Consider the following 14,952-nt stretch of genomic DNA (forward strand, 5'->3'; position numbering starts at 1 on the left):
TCCCCCACTGAAGACCCTCGCGCACGACGCGAATGCGACGTCCCGCCCCGGGCAAATGGCGGCTGATCCCACACGCCAACCACCGCTGCCGAAAAAGAGAACGAGAGAAGAGTACGCATTACTGGCAGGTATCGCTTGGTGTTGTCAGTGATTCGTACCCTTGGAAGCTTTCGCGCCAGTTCGACGTGGCCACAGTCTTCACTCCCGGTCATACGATAGCAACCCCCCAAGGCTTCACGGAGGGTGACTTCAATCCCCAGTCTCCTTAACTCGCACGTAAGTTACCGAGGGTCTCCTGTTACTCCTGAGGCTCGGGATTCGACTTCCCGTTCGAACAACCTGCGGCGAATTGGATGCCACCGCCCCCGGAAAGCCGCAAAACCCCTCCCGGGACACCCGTCACCGCCGCAGGGCAACGCCCCCACCACCGCGACAACGGCGCTGTCCAGACCCGGCCCAGCTCCCTGATGGAGCGTCAATTAAAGGACTCCTTAACGAACTTGCTTGACACCTCACAGCCAGGAGACGGATGCCTCGACGTCGCTCAGGCCGGGCCACCCCGGCGACCAAGGGGTCCGGGCGGGTCCGGAATGGCGGCCCGGGACGATTCGGTGGCGTCCGGTCAGCCAGGAAGACGCCCCACTCGATGTCCGACATTCGACGGCCGAATCATTGGCTGGATTTGATGCCTTGCGGGCAACGCGCGCACCACGGTATTCAACCCTCCGCCGAATAGGGGGAAAAGAGCGGCCATGCGTCCCAATAGGCCGTGGCTTTGCCTGTCGACGGCATCCCGGCGCGGCTCACCGGCCCGGCCGATCACGGTTTCTTCCAGCCCGCCTGCAGGGCACCCCGGCATGTGCGGGTGCGAAGAGCCAGGCACCTGTCGGGCGGTCGGCAGAGCCCTTCTCGGACCGACAAGGAGTGCGGTGCGTCCAGTTGCGGGGCCGACGGCCGGGCGCACGCACGCGCGGCGCCCGCTCCCCGAAGGCCGAAATTGGCGCATACGTGCGACTGAGGCGTGCTTAGATATAGCTTATGTGTCCCCGGGCGAAGCGCCGGGCAACGGTGCACGACGCCGGCACACTCGTCGGCTGAGCCGTCCCTGCCCGCCGAGGGCCCGCCCGGCCCCGCCGCGAGCGGTCCACGGCCACACCCTCACCCCGCATCGCCCCCTTCCGCTTTCCTCATCCACCTGACGTCGGCCGGGTCCGGCTGACGTCACGACTACAACAGAAGAGTTCATGAGACGAATACCTTGGACGCGCACCGCCACCCTGGGCGTGTGCGCCTCGATAGCGTCGCTCGCCCTGGCCGCTCCGGCGACCGCGGTCCCGGACCTCCCCGGCCGGGCACCCGCCTCCGCCACTCGGAGCGTGGCGGCGCCGCTGTCGCACCCCACACCCCCCGCGCCCCCGGCCGCGCCGACCACGCCGCCTCCGCCGGGCGCGCCGGTGAAGCCCTCGAAGGGCGTGACGCCGGACGAGATCCGTAAGGCGCAGGAGGCGGAGCGGTATTGGACGCCCGAGCGCATCCGCAGCGCCGTCCCCGTCGAGGTCCCGGAGACCGGCGGGAAGAATCCGGACGAGCAGCGTGCTCCGGCGGTGCGGGGCAAGCCCTCGCTGCGGGAACCGAGTCATGAGGTCGGCGCGGGCATCGCCACGGTCGGTGTGTTCCTGATCCGGAGCACTGACGGATCGCCGACTCCCAACCAGTTCTGTACGGCCAACTCCGTGACCTCGCCGACCAAGAGTCTGGTCATCACGGCGGCACACTGCCTCAAGGGCAACAAGTCCTACAGCAAGGTCGCCTTCGTTCCCGGCTACCGCGCCGGTGCCTCGACGCCCGGCCAGGCCGGGGAGACGCCGTACGGCATCTTCCCGATGCAGGAGGGAAAGGTCTGGATCGACGGGCGGTACCTCTCCCCCTCTCCCTATGACGATGTGGACTTCGCCTTCCTCCGTGTCGGACCGAACTCCCGCGGCCAGCTCCTGGAAGACGCGACCGGCACCGGCAACACGCTGACCACCACCTCGTCCGCGAACCTCGCGCGCAAGAACGTGACCCTCATCGGTTATCCCGGCGGCCAGAAGACGCCGCTGCAGTGCACGAATGACACCAGCGCCGTCAAGAACCGGTTCATGGAAATCAAGTGCGCCCGATTCCGCTCGGGCGTCAGCGGCGGCCCGTTCCTCGACGGCTTCGACGGCAGCCGCGGCAAGCTCGTCGGGGTCATCGGCGGCTACAACACCGGTGGGCTCTCCGACGACGTCTCCTACTCCTCACAGTTCGACGACGACGTCGTCCGGCTCTACGACCAGGCGGTCGGTGACGCGGAGCCGGACGAGCCCAACCTCATGGGCAGCGCCGGCACCTGGCAGCACGCCACCGTCCTGGCGGCCGGCAGCTTCCACACCGCCTCGGTACGCGACGACCGCAGCGACCTGATCGTGCGCTGGTCCGACGGTGAGGTCTCGCTCTACCCGGGTGACGGCAAGTTCGGCTTCCGCAAGGACGTCCAGCTCCTCAAGAAGAACAAGGACTGGGAGCAGGCGCAGGTCATCACCGCCGGCGACTTCACCGGCGACGACACCGACGACCTCTTCGTCCGCTGGGCCAACGGCAGGATGACCCTCTACAAGGACGTCAACGAAACCAACAAACTCACCGACGCGATCCAGCTCCGCGGCCCCGACAGCACCTGGACGCACGCCGCGAACATCACGGCCGGCCGCTTCGGCGGCGGCAACACGGCCAAGGACGATCTCGTCGTGCGCTGGGACGGTGGCGGGGTGACGCTCTACACCAACGTCGACGCCGCCGGGCTGCACGCCGAGAAGCAGCTGGCCACGAGCAACACGACCTGGCCGCACACTGCGGACCTCGCCGCCGGGGACTTCAGCGGCCCCTCGGGCGACCAGGATCTGTTCGTCCGCTGGGACGATGGCGAAGTCACCGTCTACGAGGACATCGCGGCGGCCGGACTCAACAAGGAGCACCAGCTGCGCCCCGCGAAGTCCGCATGGCGCAGTGGCCTGCTGGTCACGGCCGGCGCGTTCGGCGGCGGTTCGGGCCAGGACGACCTCGTCGCACTGTGGCCCAAGGGCAAGCTGAGCCTGTACGCCGACACCACGGCCACGTCCCTGGCCCGGGAGCACAACCTCGTCCCCGCAATGGCCAACTGATCGTCAGCGCGGATGTGCTGCGGCGCCGGCCCGGGACGTCCCGGGCCGGCGCCGCGTCATCGGTCAGCTGGTCAGCTCGACGTCGGGCTGGTCGGGCGAGCCGTCCCCGGCAGGCGCGAGGACGACGCCCGCCACGGTGCGGGCGGCTTCCCGCGGGGAGGGCGCGACGGTGCGCTCGGAGAGCGGAAGAGGGGCGGGGGCCGGGGCCTGGATGCCGAGGAAGGCCCGGTTGACCACCCGCTCGGCGGCGTGCCCGTCGTCCCACATGCAAAAGCGCGCCCGGAACGCGGCACGCAGCTCCCTGGCCCGCTCGTCGTCCCAGCGGCCGGTGCGAAACGCCTCGATCAGCTCGTCCTCGCTGGTGGCGATCGTGCCCGGGGTGTCTCCCGGCTCGCCGGAGAGCAGGTCGAAGGTGACGCCGCGGGAGCGGACGTACGTCTCCCAGTCGTCCGCGTAAGTGATGATCGGCCGGTCGAGGTTCGCGTAGTCGAACATGATCGACGAGTAGTCCGTGATCAGTGCGTCCGCGGCGAGGCACAGCTCCTCGACCGAGGGGTGCCGGGAGACGTCGATCAGCGCACCGCGCTCCTGGAGGTCCTGGAGGTGCGGGTCCTGCCCGTAGAAGTAGTGGGTGCGGACGAGGAGGACGAAGTCCGGGCCGAGCTCCCGGGTGATCTTCTCCAGGTCGAGTTGCGGCACATAGCCGACTTGGTAGTCGCGCACGGTCGGGGCGTAGAGGACCGCGGTCCTGCCGGGTGCGATGCCCAGCCGGGCCCGGATGTCGAGGACGTCCTGGGCACCGGCCCGGAAGAAGACGTCGTTGCGCGGATAGCCGGCATCGATCGACTCGAAACCACAGGGGTAGACCCGCTCCCACTGCTCGCTGGTGTGCTGGTTGGCGGAGACCGACAGGTCCCAGCGGTCGGCGCGTTCGAGCAGCTTGCGCATGCTCATGCCCTTGACGGCGGCCGGGTACTGCTGCTGGTCGATCCCCATCCGCTTGAGCGGGGTGCCGTGGTGGGTCTGGAGGTGGATCTGGCCCGGGCGCTTGACCACCGTGTCCGCGAAGTTGACGTTGTTGACGAAGTACGTCGCGCGCGCCATCACTTCCCAGTAGCGCCGCGAATCGGGGACGACATGGTCCATGCCGTCCGGCACGGTGTCCACGAGGTCCTCGCGTACCACCCACACCCCCTTGAGGTGCGGTGCCAGCTCCTTGGCCTTTTCGTAGACCGCCAGCGGATTGCAGGACGGGGTGCGGTTCCAATAGGCGCTGAAGACGGCCAGGTGGGGGTCGAGGGGCCGCTTCAGCTGCATCCGGTAGAAACCGGAGGTGGCCCGCTTGCTCACTGCGCGCTGGGCCTTGCGCAGGCGCTGCTGCCCGTTCTTCCGGGTACGGCTCATCAGATTCACCGCCTGGAAAGCGCGGTACGAACCGCGTTCCAGCGCCTGGAACTGAAGGGCGTCGACCTCGGCGGGCGGCGTGAATCCGGCGGGCTTGTGGCGCCGGTACATCGCTGCGGCATGACGGAAGAACTCCGGCCGGTCCTGGACGAGGACCCGGCTTTCGCGTGCGCCGGTGAACAGGAAATGGCTGATCATTCTCTCGAAGAACAGCGGCCGTAGCGGAGTGAGGTCCGGCCGGCCGTCGAGAAACTCGAAGAGCCGCTGGTACTGCTCGAATATCGTGAAGTGCTTGCGGCCCGGCGTCTTCATGGAATTGCCGTGGCGGCGCTGCCGGTAGTCGACACAGGCGTGGTCCAGGCACACGGCACGCTCAGCGGTGAGCATGGTGGTGTACACCATGAGGGCGTCCTCGTAGAGCCCGTCGGTGTAGCGAAAGCCGTTGTCGACGAAGAAGCGGCGCCGGAAGGCCCTGTTCCACACCACGGCGAACATCTGGAAGAACTCGGTGCGCTCGGCGGGCCGGAACACCTCCGCCCCGGCCTCGGCGAGGAGTTCACGGGCGGCACTCGGCTTGACCGCATGCCACCAATAGCTGCGCACATGGTCGAAGAGCAGCAGGTCCGGGTCATCGGAGTCGGCCAGGCGGTCGGCCATGGCACGCAGCGCGCCCGGAGTGAGGGTGTCGTCACTGTCGAGGAACAGCAGATAGTCCCCGCTCGCCCGTGCCACCCCGGTGTTCCGGGCCGCACCGATGCCACGGTTCTCCTCGTGGCGCACGGCGATCACCCGCGGGTCGCGGGCGGCGTACTCCGCCAGGATTTCACCACTCCGGTCCGGCGAGCGGTCGTCGACCGCGATGACCTCGAAGTCGGCGAAGTCCTGCTCCAGCAGCGAGTTCAGGCAGGCGCGAAGGTAGCCCTGCACGTTGTACACGGGAACGACGATGCTGAAGCGTGGGGCGGAGCTGAGGCCCGTTTCGGGCATGGCGGGTTTACTCCTAGAAGATGTCGGCCGCACGGCGCAGGCCTGAATTCTTGTGACTGTGAGTGTGACAGCCGAAAGAGCGGACAGGTTGCGCCTGGGCTGCGCGGCCTTCCTGTTGTGTCCATCACACTCAAGGCTCCGGGTCATGCACAGGCGCGCTGTGTGCACGGCGGAGTGGACGGCAGCAACTTCGCGGTCGGACTGCCGCACCCCCATGACGCGCGCCCGGTGACATACCTCACGGCAGCCGAAAGAACGAGCCGCGCGCGCCTTACGTCCCTCTATGTACACCTCTATTGCTGCGACCGAAAACCTCCCGCGGATCCGGCTTGCCATGGCGGCTGTCGCGAGTGATTACCGGGAGACGGAAACCCAGAAGGACGGTCTTCACGTGTCACTTTCCCTCGCCTTCGGCGCCGGCGTCCTCGGCAGCGTGCTGATCGCGGTGGGAGCCACGCTGGCCGATCGTCCCCGGCGTATCGCTCACCGCGTGGTGCTGGCTCTCGGATGGCTATGGGTCGCCTGCGTCATCGGCTTCACCTTCGGCACCCGGTCCGGCGGCGGGCAGGCCGTCAATCTGGCGTTGCTCGATACGGCCAATCCCGCGGACCTCATCGATTTTCTGCTGAACATGGCGATGTTCGCCCCCGGTGGCATTCTCCTGGCCGTACTGCGCACGGGTGTGTGGCCGGCCGGTGCACTCGCCTTCGCCGGTTCCCTCGCCATTGAGGTCACGCAGTATCTGACCGCATCCGGACGCACCGCGGACATCAACGACCTCCTCTCCAATACCTTGGGCTGCATAGCCGGTTATGCGTGCGCGGCGGCCGTGGGAAAGGCCGCTCACCACATCGGGCGGCGTCAGCGGTACGCACACGAGGTCGACAGGCTTTCCCGCCTGTAGCGCAGCGGAGCCCCGGTGCCCGAGACCGTGACCGCCGTCGCGTTGACCACGCCTCGCCGACGCCGCCCCGTACGCTTCCCTCGTCAGAGTCGCGTACGAGGAAGGGGCGGACCGCGGTGCGTGTACTGCTGGGCATCGCCGGTGCCGTGATCGTGCTCGGGATCTTTTCCTCGGTGCTGCACTCGTTGGTGATCCCCCGGCCGACGCGGCAGGGCTTCAGCCGGTACGTCCAGCGCCTGGTGCAGTGGCCGTTCCGGCTGGTGGCCGACCGTCTGCCGAGCGTCGAGGCCAGGGACCGGGTACTCGCTCCCATGGCACCACTGGCCGTCGTCGTCACCCTGATCAGCTGGCTGGTGGCCTTCCTGATCGGATATGCGCTGCTGGAGGCGTCGGTGAGCCGGCTCGGCCTCAGGGAGGCGCTGATCGAGGCGGGCTCCTCGCTCTTCACACTCGGCTTCGCCAGCGGCAACCGCGTGTCCCTGAACGTCATCGACTTCTGTGCCGCCGCCACCGGCCCGATCGTGATCGGTCTGCAGGTGGGCTATCTGCCCGCGCTCTACGGCGCCTATCAGCGCAGGGAGACCGAAGTGACCCTGTTGCAGGCCCGGGCCGGCAGCCCGCCGTGGGGGCCGGAGATCCTCGCCCGCTATGCGCAGGTCGACCTGCTGGACGACCTCTCCGAGCTGTTCCGGAACTGGGAGCGGTGGAGCGCCGGGGTGAGCGAGAGCCACACCACCTACCCGATCCTGATCCACTTCCGCTCCCCGAGGGTCTCCCGCAACTGGCTGATCGCCCTGCTGGCCGTATTGGACGCCGCGGCCCTGCAACTGGCTTTCAACCCCTCCCGGCGGCAGGCCGAGGTGCGGATGGCGCTGCGGGCGGGCTTCGTGTGTCTGCGCGACATCGCCGATACCGAGGGCATCCCCTACGACCGTGACCCCCACCCGGACGACGTGCTGCAGTTGACCTACGAGGACTTCCTGCGGGGCGTGGAGCGGATGAGGTCCCAGGGTTATCCCATGGAACGCACACCGCAGGAGGCGTGGCCCCAATTCCGTGGCTGGCGGGTCAACTATGAGCCGCTCGTCTACCGCCTGGCGCGCGACATCGAGGCGGTCCCGGCCCCATGGTCCGGGGCACGCCGCACGGAGATGGCCGTCTACGCCCCGCGCACCCCGATCGACCGCCGCCCCGTCGGGTAGGGCGGGTCGTCGGATCGGCCCGGCTCAATCGTGGGGCAGCAGTGAGCCGAGCGGTCCGAGATCGAGGTTGAGGTCCTCCAGGCGCAGACCGTGCTGGTCGCACAGCTCGGTCATCCGCGCTTCGAGATGCATCAGCGTCTCCCCGATCCGCTCCACCTGCTCGTCGCTGAGATCGCCCTGTTCCACCCGGCGGATCGCCTGCCGTTCCATCAGCTGCCGCAGGAGTTCGACGACGGTGAGCACCAACGAGGCCAGATCGCGGCCGACTTGGTCCCGGTCGATGTCGAACCTGCTCGGCGCGCGGTCCGTCCGCTCGGTCACAGCGGTCCCCCGTCCGCCCACGGCGCGGGCATCCGCTCACTGACCGACGACAGCAGCGCGTGCAGGGAGAGCCGCACCAGAGGCACATCCGCAATGGCGATGACCAGGTCCCCGCTCACCACGACCCCCGTGGAGAGCACCCGGTCCAGCAGGTCGACGAGCGGGACACCGAGGGGCCCGGCGAGCGGGCCGGGCGTATCCCAGGGCACGGGCGCGTGCGCGTGCGCGGACACGCTCACACCTCCCCGACGAAGGAGTACGGCACCCAGGGGCCGGACAGCTCGATCTGCGCTCCGGTCCGCGTGCGCCAGGTCTCCACCGCCTCGGCCAGTTCCTCCGCGCGGTCGTGCGGAAGCAGGTACGCGGCGTTGAGGATCTGCCGCCGGGACGCGGCCCCGGTCATCTCCTGGCCGTGCGGACGGAGCCGGCGGGCCGCGGTGGCCAGCCGGCTCAGCGCGGCGTCGACATCCTCGGCGGTCTGCAGCGCACGATCATGGCGCTGCTCCCGTGCCTGGTGGAGTCCTCGCTTACGTTCCAGATAGGCACGGCCCGCGCCGGCCTTCCCGCTGCCGTGCGGACCGTCCGGAGGCGTCTCGGCGGGCGGCCGGGGAGCGCCGGCGGGAAGCGAGACCTTCACCCCCCACTCGGCCTGTCCCTCGATGCGGTCCAGCACCGCGGTGAAACGGGCCGCGTCCTCCCCGAGGGCCTGACGTGCGCGCTCGTCGCTCCGGTAGAGGGTGGCGAGCGCCAGCGGTGCCGTGGGGCCGCAGGCGGCGGCCGCGACCACCACCTCGTGGTGGGCGCGTGCACACCGTTCGAGCTGCGTACGGTCCGACAGCCGCTGCTCCCATGCTTCCTGGGTGAATTCCGCCGCGGGCACGTGCTGCACGACCGCCGTGAGAGCCCCGCACCGCAGTGCCCGTACCGGAAATCCTTCGGCGAGCCCGGGCAGCCCGGTCAGCGCGGACGGCGTGAGCTGCCGGCACACGGCGTAGACATAGGTGGCGGTCTCGGCGGCAGTCGTCCCGTTCGCCGGCGTTCCGGCCTGCTGCTGCGTCGTCATGTCCCTGCCGTGTCCTTCGTCCTGGAGGAGTCCGCCGAGCCGTTGCCTTCCGCGGACTCCAGTGCCTCCACCCGTTCGCGCAACTGCCGGTTCTCCGCGCGCAGTTCACTGTCCGCGGCCTTGGAGCTGAGCGCGGGATCCGTCTCCCACCAGTCGATGCCGGCTTTCCTGGCCGTCTCCACCGAGGACACGAACAGCCGCAGTCTGATCGTGAGGAGCTCGATGTCGAGGAGGTCGATCTTGATGTCGCCGGCGATAACGATGCCCTTGTCCAGGACGCGTTCGAGGATGTCGGCGAGGTTGGTGGTGCCCGGGCCGTTGGCGGGCGGAGCGCCCGGCCGGTAGTCGACGTCGGTCATCGGGTCACGCTTCCCGGCGCGCGGCCACTGTCCGGGGCAGCGGCGAGGGGGACCTCGGTCGGCCTCACGGTCTGTCACCTCTCCTTCGGCACGCAGCCGGTCAGCACCCGTGCAACAGGTCGAGCAGCTGCTCCTCTTCGCGTTCGAACGCCTCGGCGCTGAGGTGGCCGGCTTCGAATTCGTGGTTCAGTGCGGCGAGCCGGGCCCGGACCAGCGACGGGTCGTGCAGCTCGTTGTCGGCCGCCTGCGCGAGTTGATCGGCCACCCAGACCACTCCGCGCACGGGCGCGAGCGGCAGCGTGAGCACCGCGCTGATCAGCCCCATGTCAGGCCCCGAGAGGGGCGGCGGAGGGAAGCGGCTCCAGAAAGCTGTAACACGGCAGGGGGCCGGCCACCCGCAGTACGACGCGGTCTTCCCGCTGACGGGCCAGCCGCTCGGCCTCCGCGACAAAGCCGGCGCCATCGCCACGGTCCACCAGGAACGACACATTGACCTGGCAGCCGGTGACCTGCGGCCCGGCGCAGACGGCATGGGCCGAGGACGACAGTTCCCGCACGATGTCGCGGCCCGCCTCGGCCGACCGGCGCGCCAGTGCGGTCGCCACCGCCTCGCCCAGGCGGACGTTCGCCTCGTAGCTCGGCCGCCGGCGGGCCGCCTCGCGCAGTCCGCGGATCGTGGCGTCGCCCTTGACGAGCGCGGGCAGTGCCTCGTCGGCCGGCAGCGCTTTGACGTTGATCTCGACGCGGCCCGCGACGCCGTCCAGCGCGGCCAGCTGACGGTCCTCGGCCTCGCTGAGCTGGCGGCGGATCACCGACTCGTCCGGTGCCACCATGCCGAAGCGCATCGGGAGGACCGGCCCGTCCTCCGCCAGTGCCAGCAACAGTTCCTGGTGCGCGAGCAGATCGCGGCGCCGGGCCCGGAGCCGCGGCGGTGCCTGACTGATGACCGCGGCCAGCCGACCCTCTTCGACCCGTCCCACGGTCCCCGGAGGGTCCCCGACTCCGCCCAGTGCGGGCGGCAACGGATGACCGGCCCGGACGATGCCATAGACGTAGATGCCCTCGTCCGTCACTGTCACTGCGTTCAGTCCTCCTCTTTACGCCGGCGGGAAGCGGCACCCGTCCGGGCGGCACTGCGCCGACGCCGCTGCGGCTTCGACTCCTCCTCGGATTCCTCGTCCGAGTCGCCGCCCGCGCCCACCGCGGAGCGGACGGTTTCGCCGACGGATTGGGCGGCGTCCTTGACCTTGCTCTTTCCGATGCTCTTGGCGGCCTGGCCGCTGAACAGCTCGGGCACGGTGACGCTGCCCGAATCCCGCTCCAGATCCAGTCGATTGCACGCCTCCGCGAACCGCAGATACGTATCGACGCTGGCGACCACGATGCGGGCATCGATCTTGAGGATCTCGATCCCCACCAGGGACACCCGTATGAAGACGTCGATGACCATGCCCCGGTCCAGGATGAGCTCCATCACGTCGTACAACGTGCCTGCCCTGGGCGGGCAGGGAACCACCTCACCGGACAGTCCGGTATACGTCGTGGTGCCCATCTGGGGTGTCCTTTCAGCAGGTGGCGGCGGTGCGCTCACTCATCTGCCGCACCGCGCCGATAGCGGCGGGTCCGGTAGTACTCCAGCAGCTCGCCGTCGGCGTCGAGCCGCACCTCGTACGTCGCGAGGAGGCTGGTGGTATCGGGGATGCGGAGCAGCTCCAGCACGTCCACCTCGACGCACCAGCCGTGATCGGTCCGGCGCACCGCCGATACGCCCTCGGCCCGATGGCTGATCAGGTCCTGCAGCAATTCAGCTGCCCGGCGAGCCATCGCCCCGGGCGCGCTCCCGGACTCCTTGGTCCGCTTTCGGGCAGCCGTCGACGATGACCGAGTCCGCGTTCGGGATTGCTCTGCCATGCACCCCAGTCTCGTCGCAATCCCGACCTGCGCATCCTGAGCGCGGCCGGATGACGGCGGGGGTGAATTCCCCGCACGGGCGGGGCCACCCGGACGGGCGGGCGTCGCCCCCCGTCCGGGTGGCCCCGGTCGCCGAGAGAGCAGGGACGCCCTGATCACCTACACTCGGCGGATGGCGAAGTATTTCGACGTGCACCCGGAGAATCCCCAGCGACGCACCATCGGCAATGTGGCGGACAGTATCCGCTCCGGCGCGCTCGTCGTGTACCCGACCGACTCCTGTTTCGCGCTGGGCTGCCAGCTGGGCAGCCGGGACGGCATCGGCCGGATCCGGTCGATCCGCAACCTCGACGACCGTCATCACTTCACCCTCGTGTGCCAGAACTTCTCGCAGCTGGGGCAGTTCGTGCACATCGACAACGATGTGTTCCGCACGATCAAGGCAGCGACGCCCGGCAGTTACACCTTCATCCTCCCGGCGACGAAGGAGGTGCCCCGCCAGCTGCTGCACCCGAAGAAGAAGACGGTCGGCGTCCGGATCCCCGACCACGCCGTCGCCCAGGCCCTGCTCGCCGAGCTCGGGGAACCGCTGCTCTCCAGCACCCTGCTCCTGCCCGACGAGGAGGAGCCGATGACCCAGGGCTGGGAGATCAAGGAACGGCTCGACCACGTCGTGGACGCGGTACTCGACTCGGGCGACTGCGGCACCGAGCCGACCACGGTCATCGACTTCTCCGGCGGCGAACTCGACATCGTACGCCGAGGAGCAGGCGACACGACGCGGTTCGAGTAGGCGCTTTCGACCACCTCGTCGAACACCGTCGTGGCCTCGACCATCGGCCGAGGCTGCCCTCAGCGCCGGGACATGTAGAGGCCGAGGGCCTTGTGCAGGACCTTGCTCAGCGGGTAGTCCCACTCGCCGAGGTATTCGACGGCCTCGCCGCCGGTGCCGACCTTGAAACGGAGCAGCCCCAGCAGGTGGTTTCCCTCTTCGAGGGTGTCGGTGATGCCGCGGAAGTCGTAGCGGCCGGCGCCGAGTCCGTAGGCGTCGGACATCATCCGCCACTGAAGAGCGTTGTTCGGCTGGACCTCGCGCTTGCGGCTGGTGGAGGCGCCGTAGGAGTACCAGGCATGTTCGCCGACGGTAAGCATCGTGGCCGCCGCGAGCATCTCCCCTTCGTGGTGAGCGAGGTACAGGCGCATACGGTCCGCGTCCTCGGCCCGCAACACGGTCCACATGCGCTGGAAGTAGGCCAGCGGACGCGGGATGAACCGGTCCCGCTCGGCGGTCTCGACATACAACCGATGGAACGCGAGCAAATCCTCGTAACCACCCTGGACAATCTTGACGCCGGCCTTCTCCGCCTTCTTGATGTTGCGGCGCCACTGCTGGTTGAGGTCGCCCTGGACCTCCTCCAGTGACCGCCCGGCGAAGGGGACCTGGAACACGTAGCGCGGTTGGCCCGCGGCGAAGCCGTCCTCGCCGTCGGGCTCGGCCTGCTGCCAGCCCATCTGGCGCAGCCGGTCGGCGATGCCCGAGGCCCGCGGCTCGCGCGCAGTCGCCTCCACCTCCCGCAGCCGCCGTACCTGCGGGTCGGCGATCGCAGCCTTGACCGCCTCGGCGCTCCAGCGGCGGGTCACCACGGGCGGCCCCATCTTCACCGAGAACACACGCTGCGACTTGAGGTAGGCGAGCATCGGCTCCAGCCACTGCTCCAGATCTGGTGCGGCCCACTCGATGACCGGGCCTTCGGGCAGATAGGCGAGGTAGCGCTTCAGCTTCGGCAGTGGCCGCAACAGCACCAGTCCAGTCCCGACGAGGTGGCCACCCTCGTCGAACCAACCCAGGCTCTCCGCCCGCCAGTCCGGCTTCACCTCCCCCCACGCGGGAACCTGCATGTGGCTCACCGAGGGCCGGGCCGTGACGAAGGCCAGATGCTCCTCGCGGGTGATCGCCTTCAGGTGATAGCTCATGCGCAGTGCTCCTTCGTCCGAGGCGCAAGCCTACTGAGGCGTGATCAGCAGCGGTGAGACCTCGCGCTGAGCCGCGCCGGCCTCCCAATGTTCGGGCCTCACCCTGAGGGGCGCCCGGTGCCGCGTCAGCACGTACCTCGGCGCCGCTGAGACCACGGGGACGGCGAGCCGGACCGCCCGCGGGGGGAACGGCACGCGGTGGCCCACACGCCAAGAGGCCTTCCCCGCAGGGGTCTTGGCGTCGTCGCGCTAACGCGGGTGATAGATTCTCAACACGTGTTTATTTTCTTGAAGTCGGCCGTGAAGCCTGCGGTTGGGGGGCACCTCGTGGCGTCCGCACCGCAGCGTGGAGAGGGAGCATCATGCGCATTCTCATCACTGCACAGGCGAGTTATTCCCACCTCGCCCCTCTGGTGCTACCGGTGGCGGAAGCGGCACAACGGGCAGGTCATGAGGTAGCCGTCGCCACCGGCCCCGACGTGGTCGAGCACATCGAGAAGCGGGGACTCACCGCGTTCACGCTGCCGGCCGTCAAGGGCCTGGGGGAGGTACTTCAAGGGGGAGCACTCCAGCGCCCGATCGGTATGGAACAGGTCGGTTCCGTGACCATAGAACTGCAGCCGGAGTTCTTCGCGGCGGCCTTCGTCGGGCTGTTGGCCGCCCCCTGCGCACGCGACCTCCTCGACCTGGCGCGGGAGTGGCAGCCGGATCTGATCCTCCATGAGTCGACCGAGTACGGCGGCTATCTGGCCGCTGAACGCCTCGGCATACCGCACGGCGCGCTGGACATCGCTCCGATGGCGCCCTACGCCCATCCGGTCGTCACGGAGGAGCTCAACCGGCAGCGTGCGGAATTCGGTCTGGAGCCGGTTTCCGACCCCTGGCACCCCTTCCGCGCCTTCCGCGCCGGAGTCGTTCCGGAGGACTTCTACCCGACGGACAGCCGACTGCCCGGCGCCCGCCACTACCGGGTTCCGGCGCAGAAGACGCGCGGCACCCTCGACCCGGACATCGCCCGACTCCCCACGGACCGGCCGCTCGTCCTCGCCACCCTCGGCTCGAACGTTCCCCGGTTTTCCGACGGTGCCACCGCTCTGCTCCAGACCATCATCGAAACGCTCGGGGAGCTGCCGGTCACCGGTGTCGTGGCGCTGGGAGCGGACCGCGATCCGCAGCTGTGGGAGGGGCCGCGCGCCGACAACGTCCATCTGACGTCGTTCGTCCAGCAGGAACTCCTTCTCCAGTCCAGCGATCTGTTCCTGACGCACGCGGGCTTCAACGGGACCCGGGAGGCGCTGACGGCCGGAGTGCCCATGGTGGCTGTGCCGTTGTTCGCCGAGCAGTCCCAGAACGCCGGCCGGCTCCAGGAGTTGGGCGTCGGGACCCGGCTCAAGGCCCAGGACGTCACCCGCGAGGCGCTGTCCGCGGCCCTGCGCACCGTGTTGGAGGACCGCTCGTACCGGTCCCGCGCCCAGGGACTCCAGCGCCGGGCCCATGCGCTGCCGGATCTCGACCGGCTGGTGGAGGACGCGGCGGCGCTGGTCTCCTGAGCCGGGCGGCTGCCGCCCGCCACCGGCCCGGCCGGATCGGGGTCGGTGGTGGGGAGCGCGCACGGCGGCCGTGGAGCCGGCACTCGGCGGCC

The 14,952-nt window shown here is 69.2% G+C and carries 15 protein-coding genes; 5 read left to right on the forward strand and 10 right to left on the reverse strand.

Going from position 1 to position 14,952, the window contains the following annotated elements; translation table 11 throughout:
- Nucleotides 1-1,244 precede the first annotated feature (1,244 nt).
- A complete protein-coding gene (locus BKA18_RS02475) occupies nt 1,245-3,185 on the forward strand; it encodes a trypsin-like serine peptidase (protein WP_366047741.1) in 1,941 nt (646 codons plus the stop codon).
- A 63-nt stretch (nt 3,186-3,248) separates the two neighbouring features.
- Here BKA18_RS02475 and BKA18_RS02480 read toward each other — a convergent pair whose 3' ends face one another.
- Entirely contained in the window at nt 3,249-5,912 is a 2,664-nt protein-coding gene (locus BKA18_RS02480; protein ID WP_488169134.1) for a bifunctional glycosyltransferase/CDP-glycerol:glycerophosphate glycerophosphotransferase, read from the reverse strand.
- Here BKA18_RS02480 and BKA18_RS02485 point away from each other — a divergent pair.
- Both BKA18_RS02485 and BKA18_RS02490 read left to right on the forward strand, forming a co-directional pair.
- Complete coding sequence (locus BKA18_RS02485; protein ID WP_366045894.1) at nt 5,860-6,480, forward strand: VanZ family protein; 621 nt, start codon at nt 5,860-5,862, stop codon at nt 6,478-6,480. The genes BKA18_RS02480 and BKA18_RS02485 overlap by 53 nt on opposite strands.
- 116 nt (nt 6,481-6,596) lie before the next feature.
- Nucleotides 6,597-7,682: a hypothetical protein gene (locus tag BKA18_RS02490; protein WP_366045895.1), complete on the forward strand. Its 1,086-nt coding sequence runs from the start codon at nt 6,597-6,599 to the stop codon at nt 7,680-7,682.
- Between the two features lie 24 nt (nt 7,683-7,706).
- Here the strand turns inward: BKA18_RS02490 and BKA18_RS02495 are convergent, their stop codons facing one another.
- From BKA18_RS02495 to BKA18_RS02530, 8 genes are all read right to left on the reverse strand, one after another.
- Nucleotides 7,707-8,003, reverse strand: a complete 297-nt coding sequence (locus BKA18_RS02495; RefSeq protein ID WP_366045896.1) for a gas vesicle protein K — start codon at nt 8,001-8,003, stop codon at nt 7,707-7,709.
- Nucleotides 8,000-8,236 (reverse strand): gas vesicle protein, encoded by a 237-nt coding sequence (locus BKA18_RS02500; protein WP_173909927.1) that lies wholly within the window; start codon nt 8,234-8,236, stop codon nt 8,000-8,002. The genes BKA18_RS02495 and BKA18_RS02500 overlap by 4 nt, the downstream gene beginning before the upstream one ends.
- 2 nt (nt 8,237-8,238) lie before the next feature.
- A complete protein-coding gene (locus BKA18_RS02505) occupies nt 8,239-9,066 on the reverse strand; it encodes a GvpL/GvpF family gas vesicle protein (RefSeq protein WP_366045897.1) in 828 nt (275 codons plus the stop codon).
- The gene (locus BKA18_RS02510; protein WP_366045898.1) at nt 9,063-9,425 is read right to left on the reverse strand and encodes a gas vesicle protein; all 363 of its coding nucleotides are present in this window, start codon (nt 9,423-9,425) and stop codon (nt 9,063-9,065) included. The genes BKA18_RS02505 and BKA18_RS02510 overlap by 4 nt, the downstream gene beginning before the upstream one ends.
- 100 nt (nt 9,426-9,525) lie before the next feature.
- Complete coding sequence (locus BKA18_RS02515; RefSeq protein ID WP_006606768.1) at nt 9,526-9,750, reverse strand: gas vesicle protein GvpG; 225 nt, start codon at nt 9,748-9,750, stop codon at nt 9,526-9,528.
- 1 nt (nt 9,751) lies between these two features.
- Nucleotides 9,752-10,498, reverse strand: coding sequence for a GvpL/GvpF family gas vesicle protein (locus tag BKA18_RS02520; RefSeq protein WP_366046114.1), 747 nt, complete (start codon nt 10,496-10,498; stop codon nt 9,752-9,754).
- Between the two features lie 11 nt (nt 10,499-10,509).
- On the reverse strand, nt 10,510-10,977 hold the full coding sequence (gene gvpJ / locus BKA18_RS02525; protein ID WP_006606766.1) for a gas vesicle protein GvpJ: 468 nt from the start codon (nt 10,975-10,977) through the stop codon (nt 10,510-10,512).
- 35 nt (nt 10,978-11,012) lie between these two features.
- Nucleotides 11,013-11,336, reverse strand: a complete 324-nt coding sequence (locus BKA18_RS02530) for a gas vesicle protein GvpO (protein WP_040901215.1) — start codon at nt 11,334-11,336, stop codon at nt 11,013-11,015.
- Between the two features lie 172 nt (nt 11,337-11,508).
- Here BKA18_RS02530 and BKA18_RS02535 point away from each other — a divergent pair, with 172 nt between their 5' ends.
- On the forward strand, nt 11,509-12,129 hold the full coding sequence (locus tag BKA18_RS02535; RefSeq protein WP_093481665.1) for an L-threonylcarbamoyladenylate synthase: 621 nt from the start codon (nt 11,509-11,511) through the stop codon (nt 12,127-12,129).
- Nucleotides 12,130-12,188: 59 nt separating this feature from the next.
- Here BKA18_RS02535 and BKA18_RS02540 read toward each other — a convergent pair whose 3' ends face one another.
- Nucleotides 12,189-13,310: a lipid II:glycine glycyltransferase FemX gene (locus tag BKA18_RS02540; RefSeq protein WP_366045899.1), complete on the reverse strand. Its 1,122-nt coding sequence runs from the start codon at nt 13,308-13,310 to the stop codon at nt 12,189-12,191.
- 362 nt (nt 13,311-13,672) lie between these two features.
- Here BKA18_RS02540 and BKA18_RS02545 point away from each other — a divergent pair, with 362 nt between their 5' ends.
- Nucleotides 13,673-14,860, forward strand: a complete 1,188-nt coding sequence (locus BKA18_RS02545; protein WP_366045900.1) for a glycosyltransferase — start codon at nt 13,673-13,675, stop codon at nt 14,858-14,860.
- The last annotated feature ends 92 nt before the right edge of the window (nt 14,861-14,952 follow it).

The sequence above is a fragment of the Streptomyces auratus genome (assembly GCF_050433025.1).
GTDB classification, from domain to species: Bacteria; Actinomycetota; Actinomycetes; order Streptomycetales; family Streptomycetaceae; genus Streptomyces; species Streptomyces sioyaensis.

Bases quoted from the DNA above. Each gene is read 5' to 3' on its own strand.
- BKA18_RS02475 (WP_366047741.1), top strand. From the start codon at position 1,245: ATGAGACGAATACCTTGGACGCGCACCGCCACCCTGGGCGTGTGCGCC.
- BKA18_RS02485 (WP_366045894.1), top strand. From the start codon at position 5,860: ATGTACACCTCTATTGCTGCGACCGAAAACCTCCCGCGGATCCGGCTT.
- BKA18_RS02480 (WP_488169134.1), bottom strand. From the start codon at position 5,912: ATGGCAAGCCGGATCCGCGGGAGGTTTTCGGTCGCAGCAATAGAGGTG.
- BKA18_RS02505 (WP_366045897.1), bottom strand. From the start codon at position 9,066: ATGACGACGCAGCAGCAGGCCGGAACGCCGGCGAACGGGACGACTGCC.
- BKA18_RS02510 (WP_366045898.1), bottom strand. From the start codon at position 9,425: ATGACCGACGTCGACTACCGGCCGGGCGCTCCGCCCGCCAACGGCCCG.
- BKA18_RS02515 (WP_006606768.1), bottom strand. From the start codon at position 9,750: ATGGGGCTGATCAGCGCGGTGCTCACGCTGCCGCTCGCGCCCGTGCGC.
- gvpJ (WP_006606766.1), bottom strand. From the start codon at position 10,977: ATGGGCACCACGACGTATACCGGACTGTCCGGTGAGGTGGTTCCCTGC.
- BKA18_RS02530 (WP_040901215.1), bottom strand. From the start codon at position 11,336: ATGGCAGAGCAATCCCGAACGCGGACTCGGTCATCGTCGACGGCTGCC.
- BKA18_RS02535 (WP_093481665.1), top strand. From the start codon at position 11,509: ATGGCGAAGTATTTCGACGTGCACCCGGAGAATCCCCAGCGACGCACC.
- BKA18_RS02540 (WP_366045899.1), bottom strand. From the start codon at position 13,310: ATGAGCTATCACCTGAAGGCGATCACCCGCGAGGAGCATCTGGCCTTC.
- BKA18_RS02545 (WP_366045900.1), top strand. From the start codon at position 13,673: ATGCGCATTCTCATCACTGCACAGGCGAGTTATTCCCACCTCGCCCCT.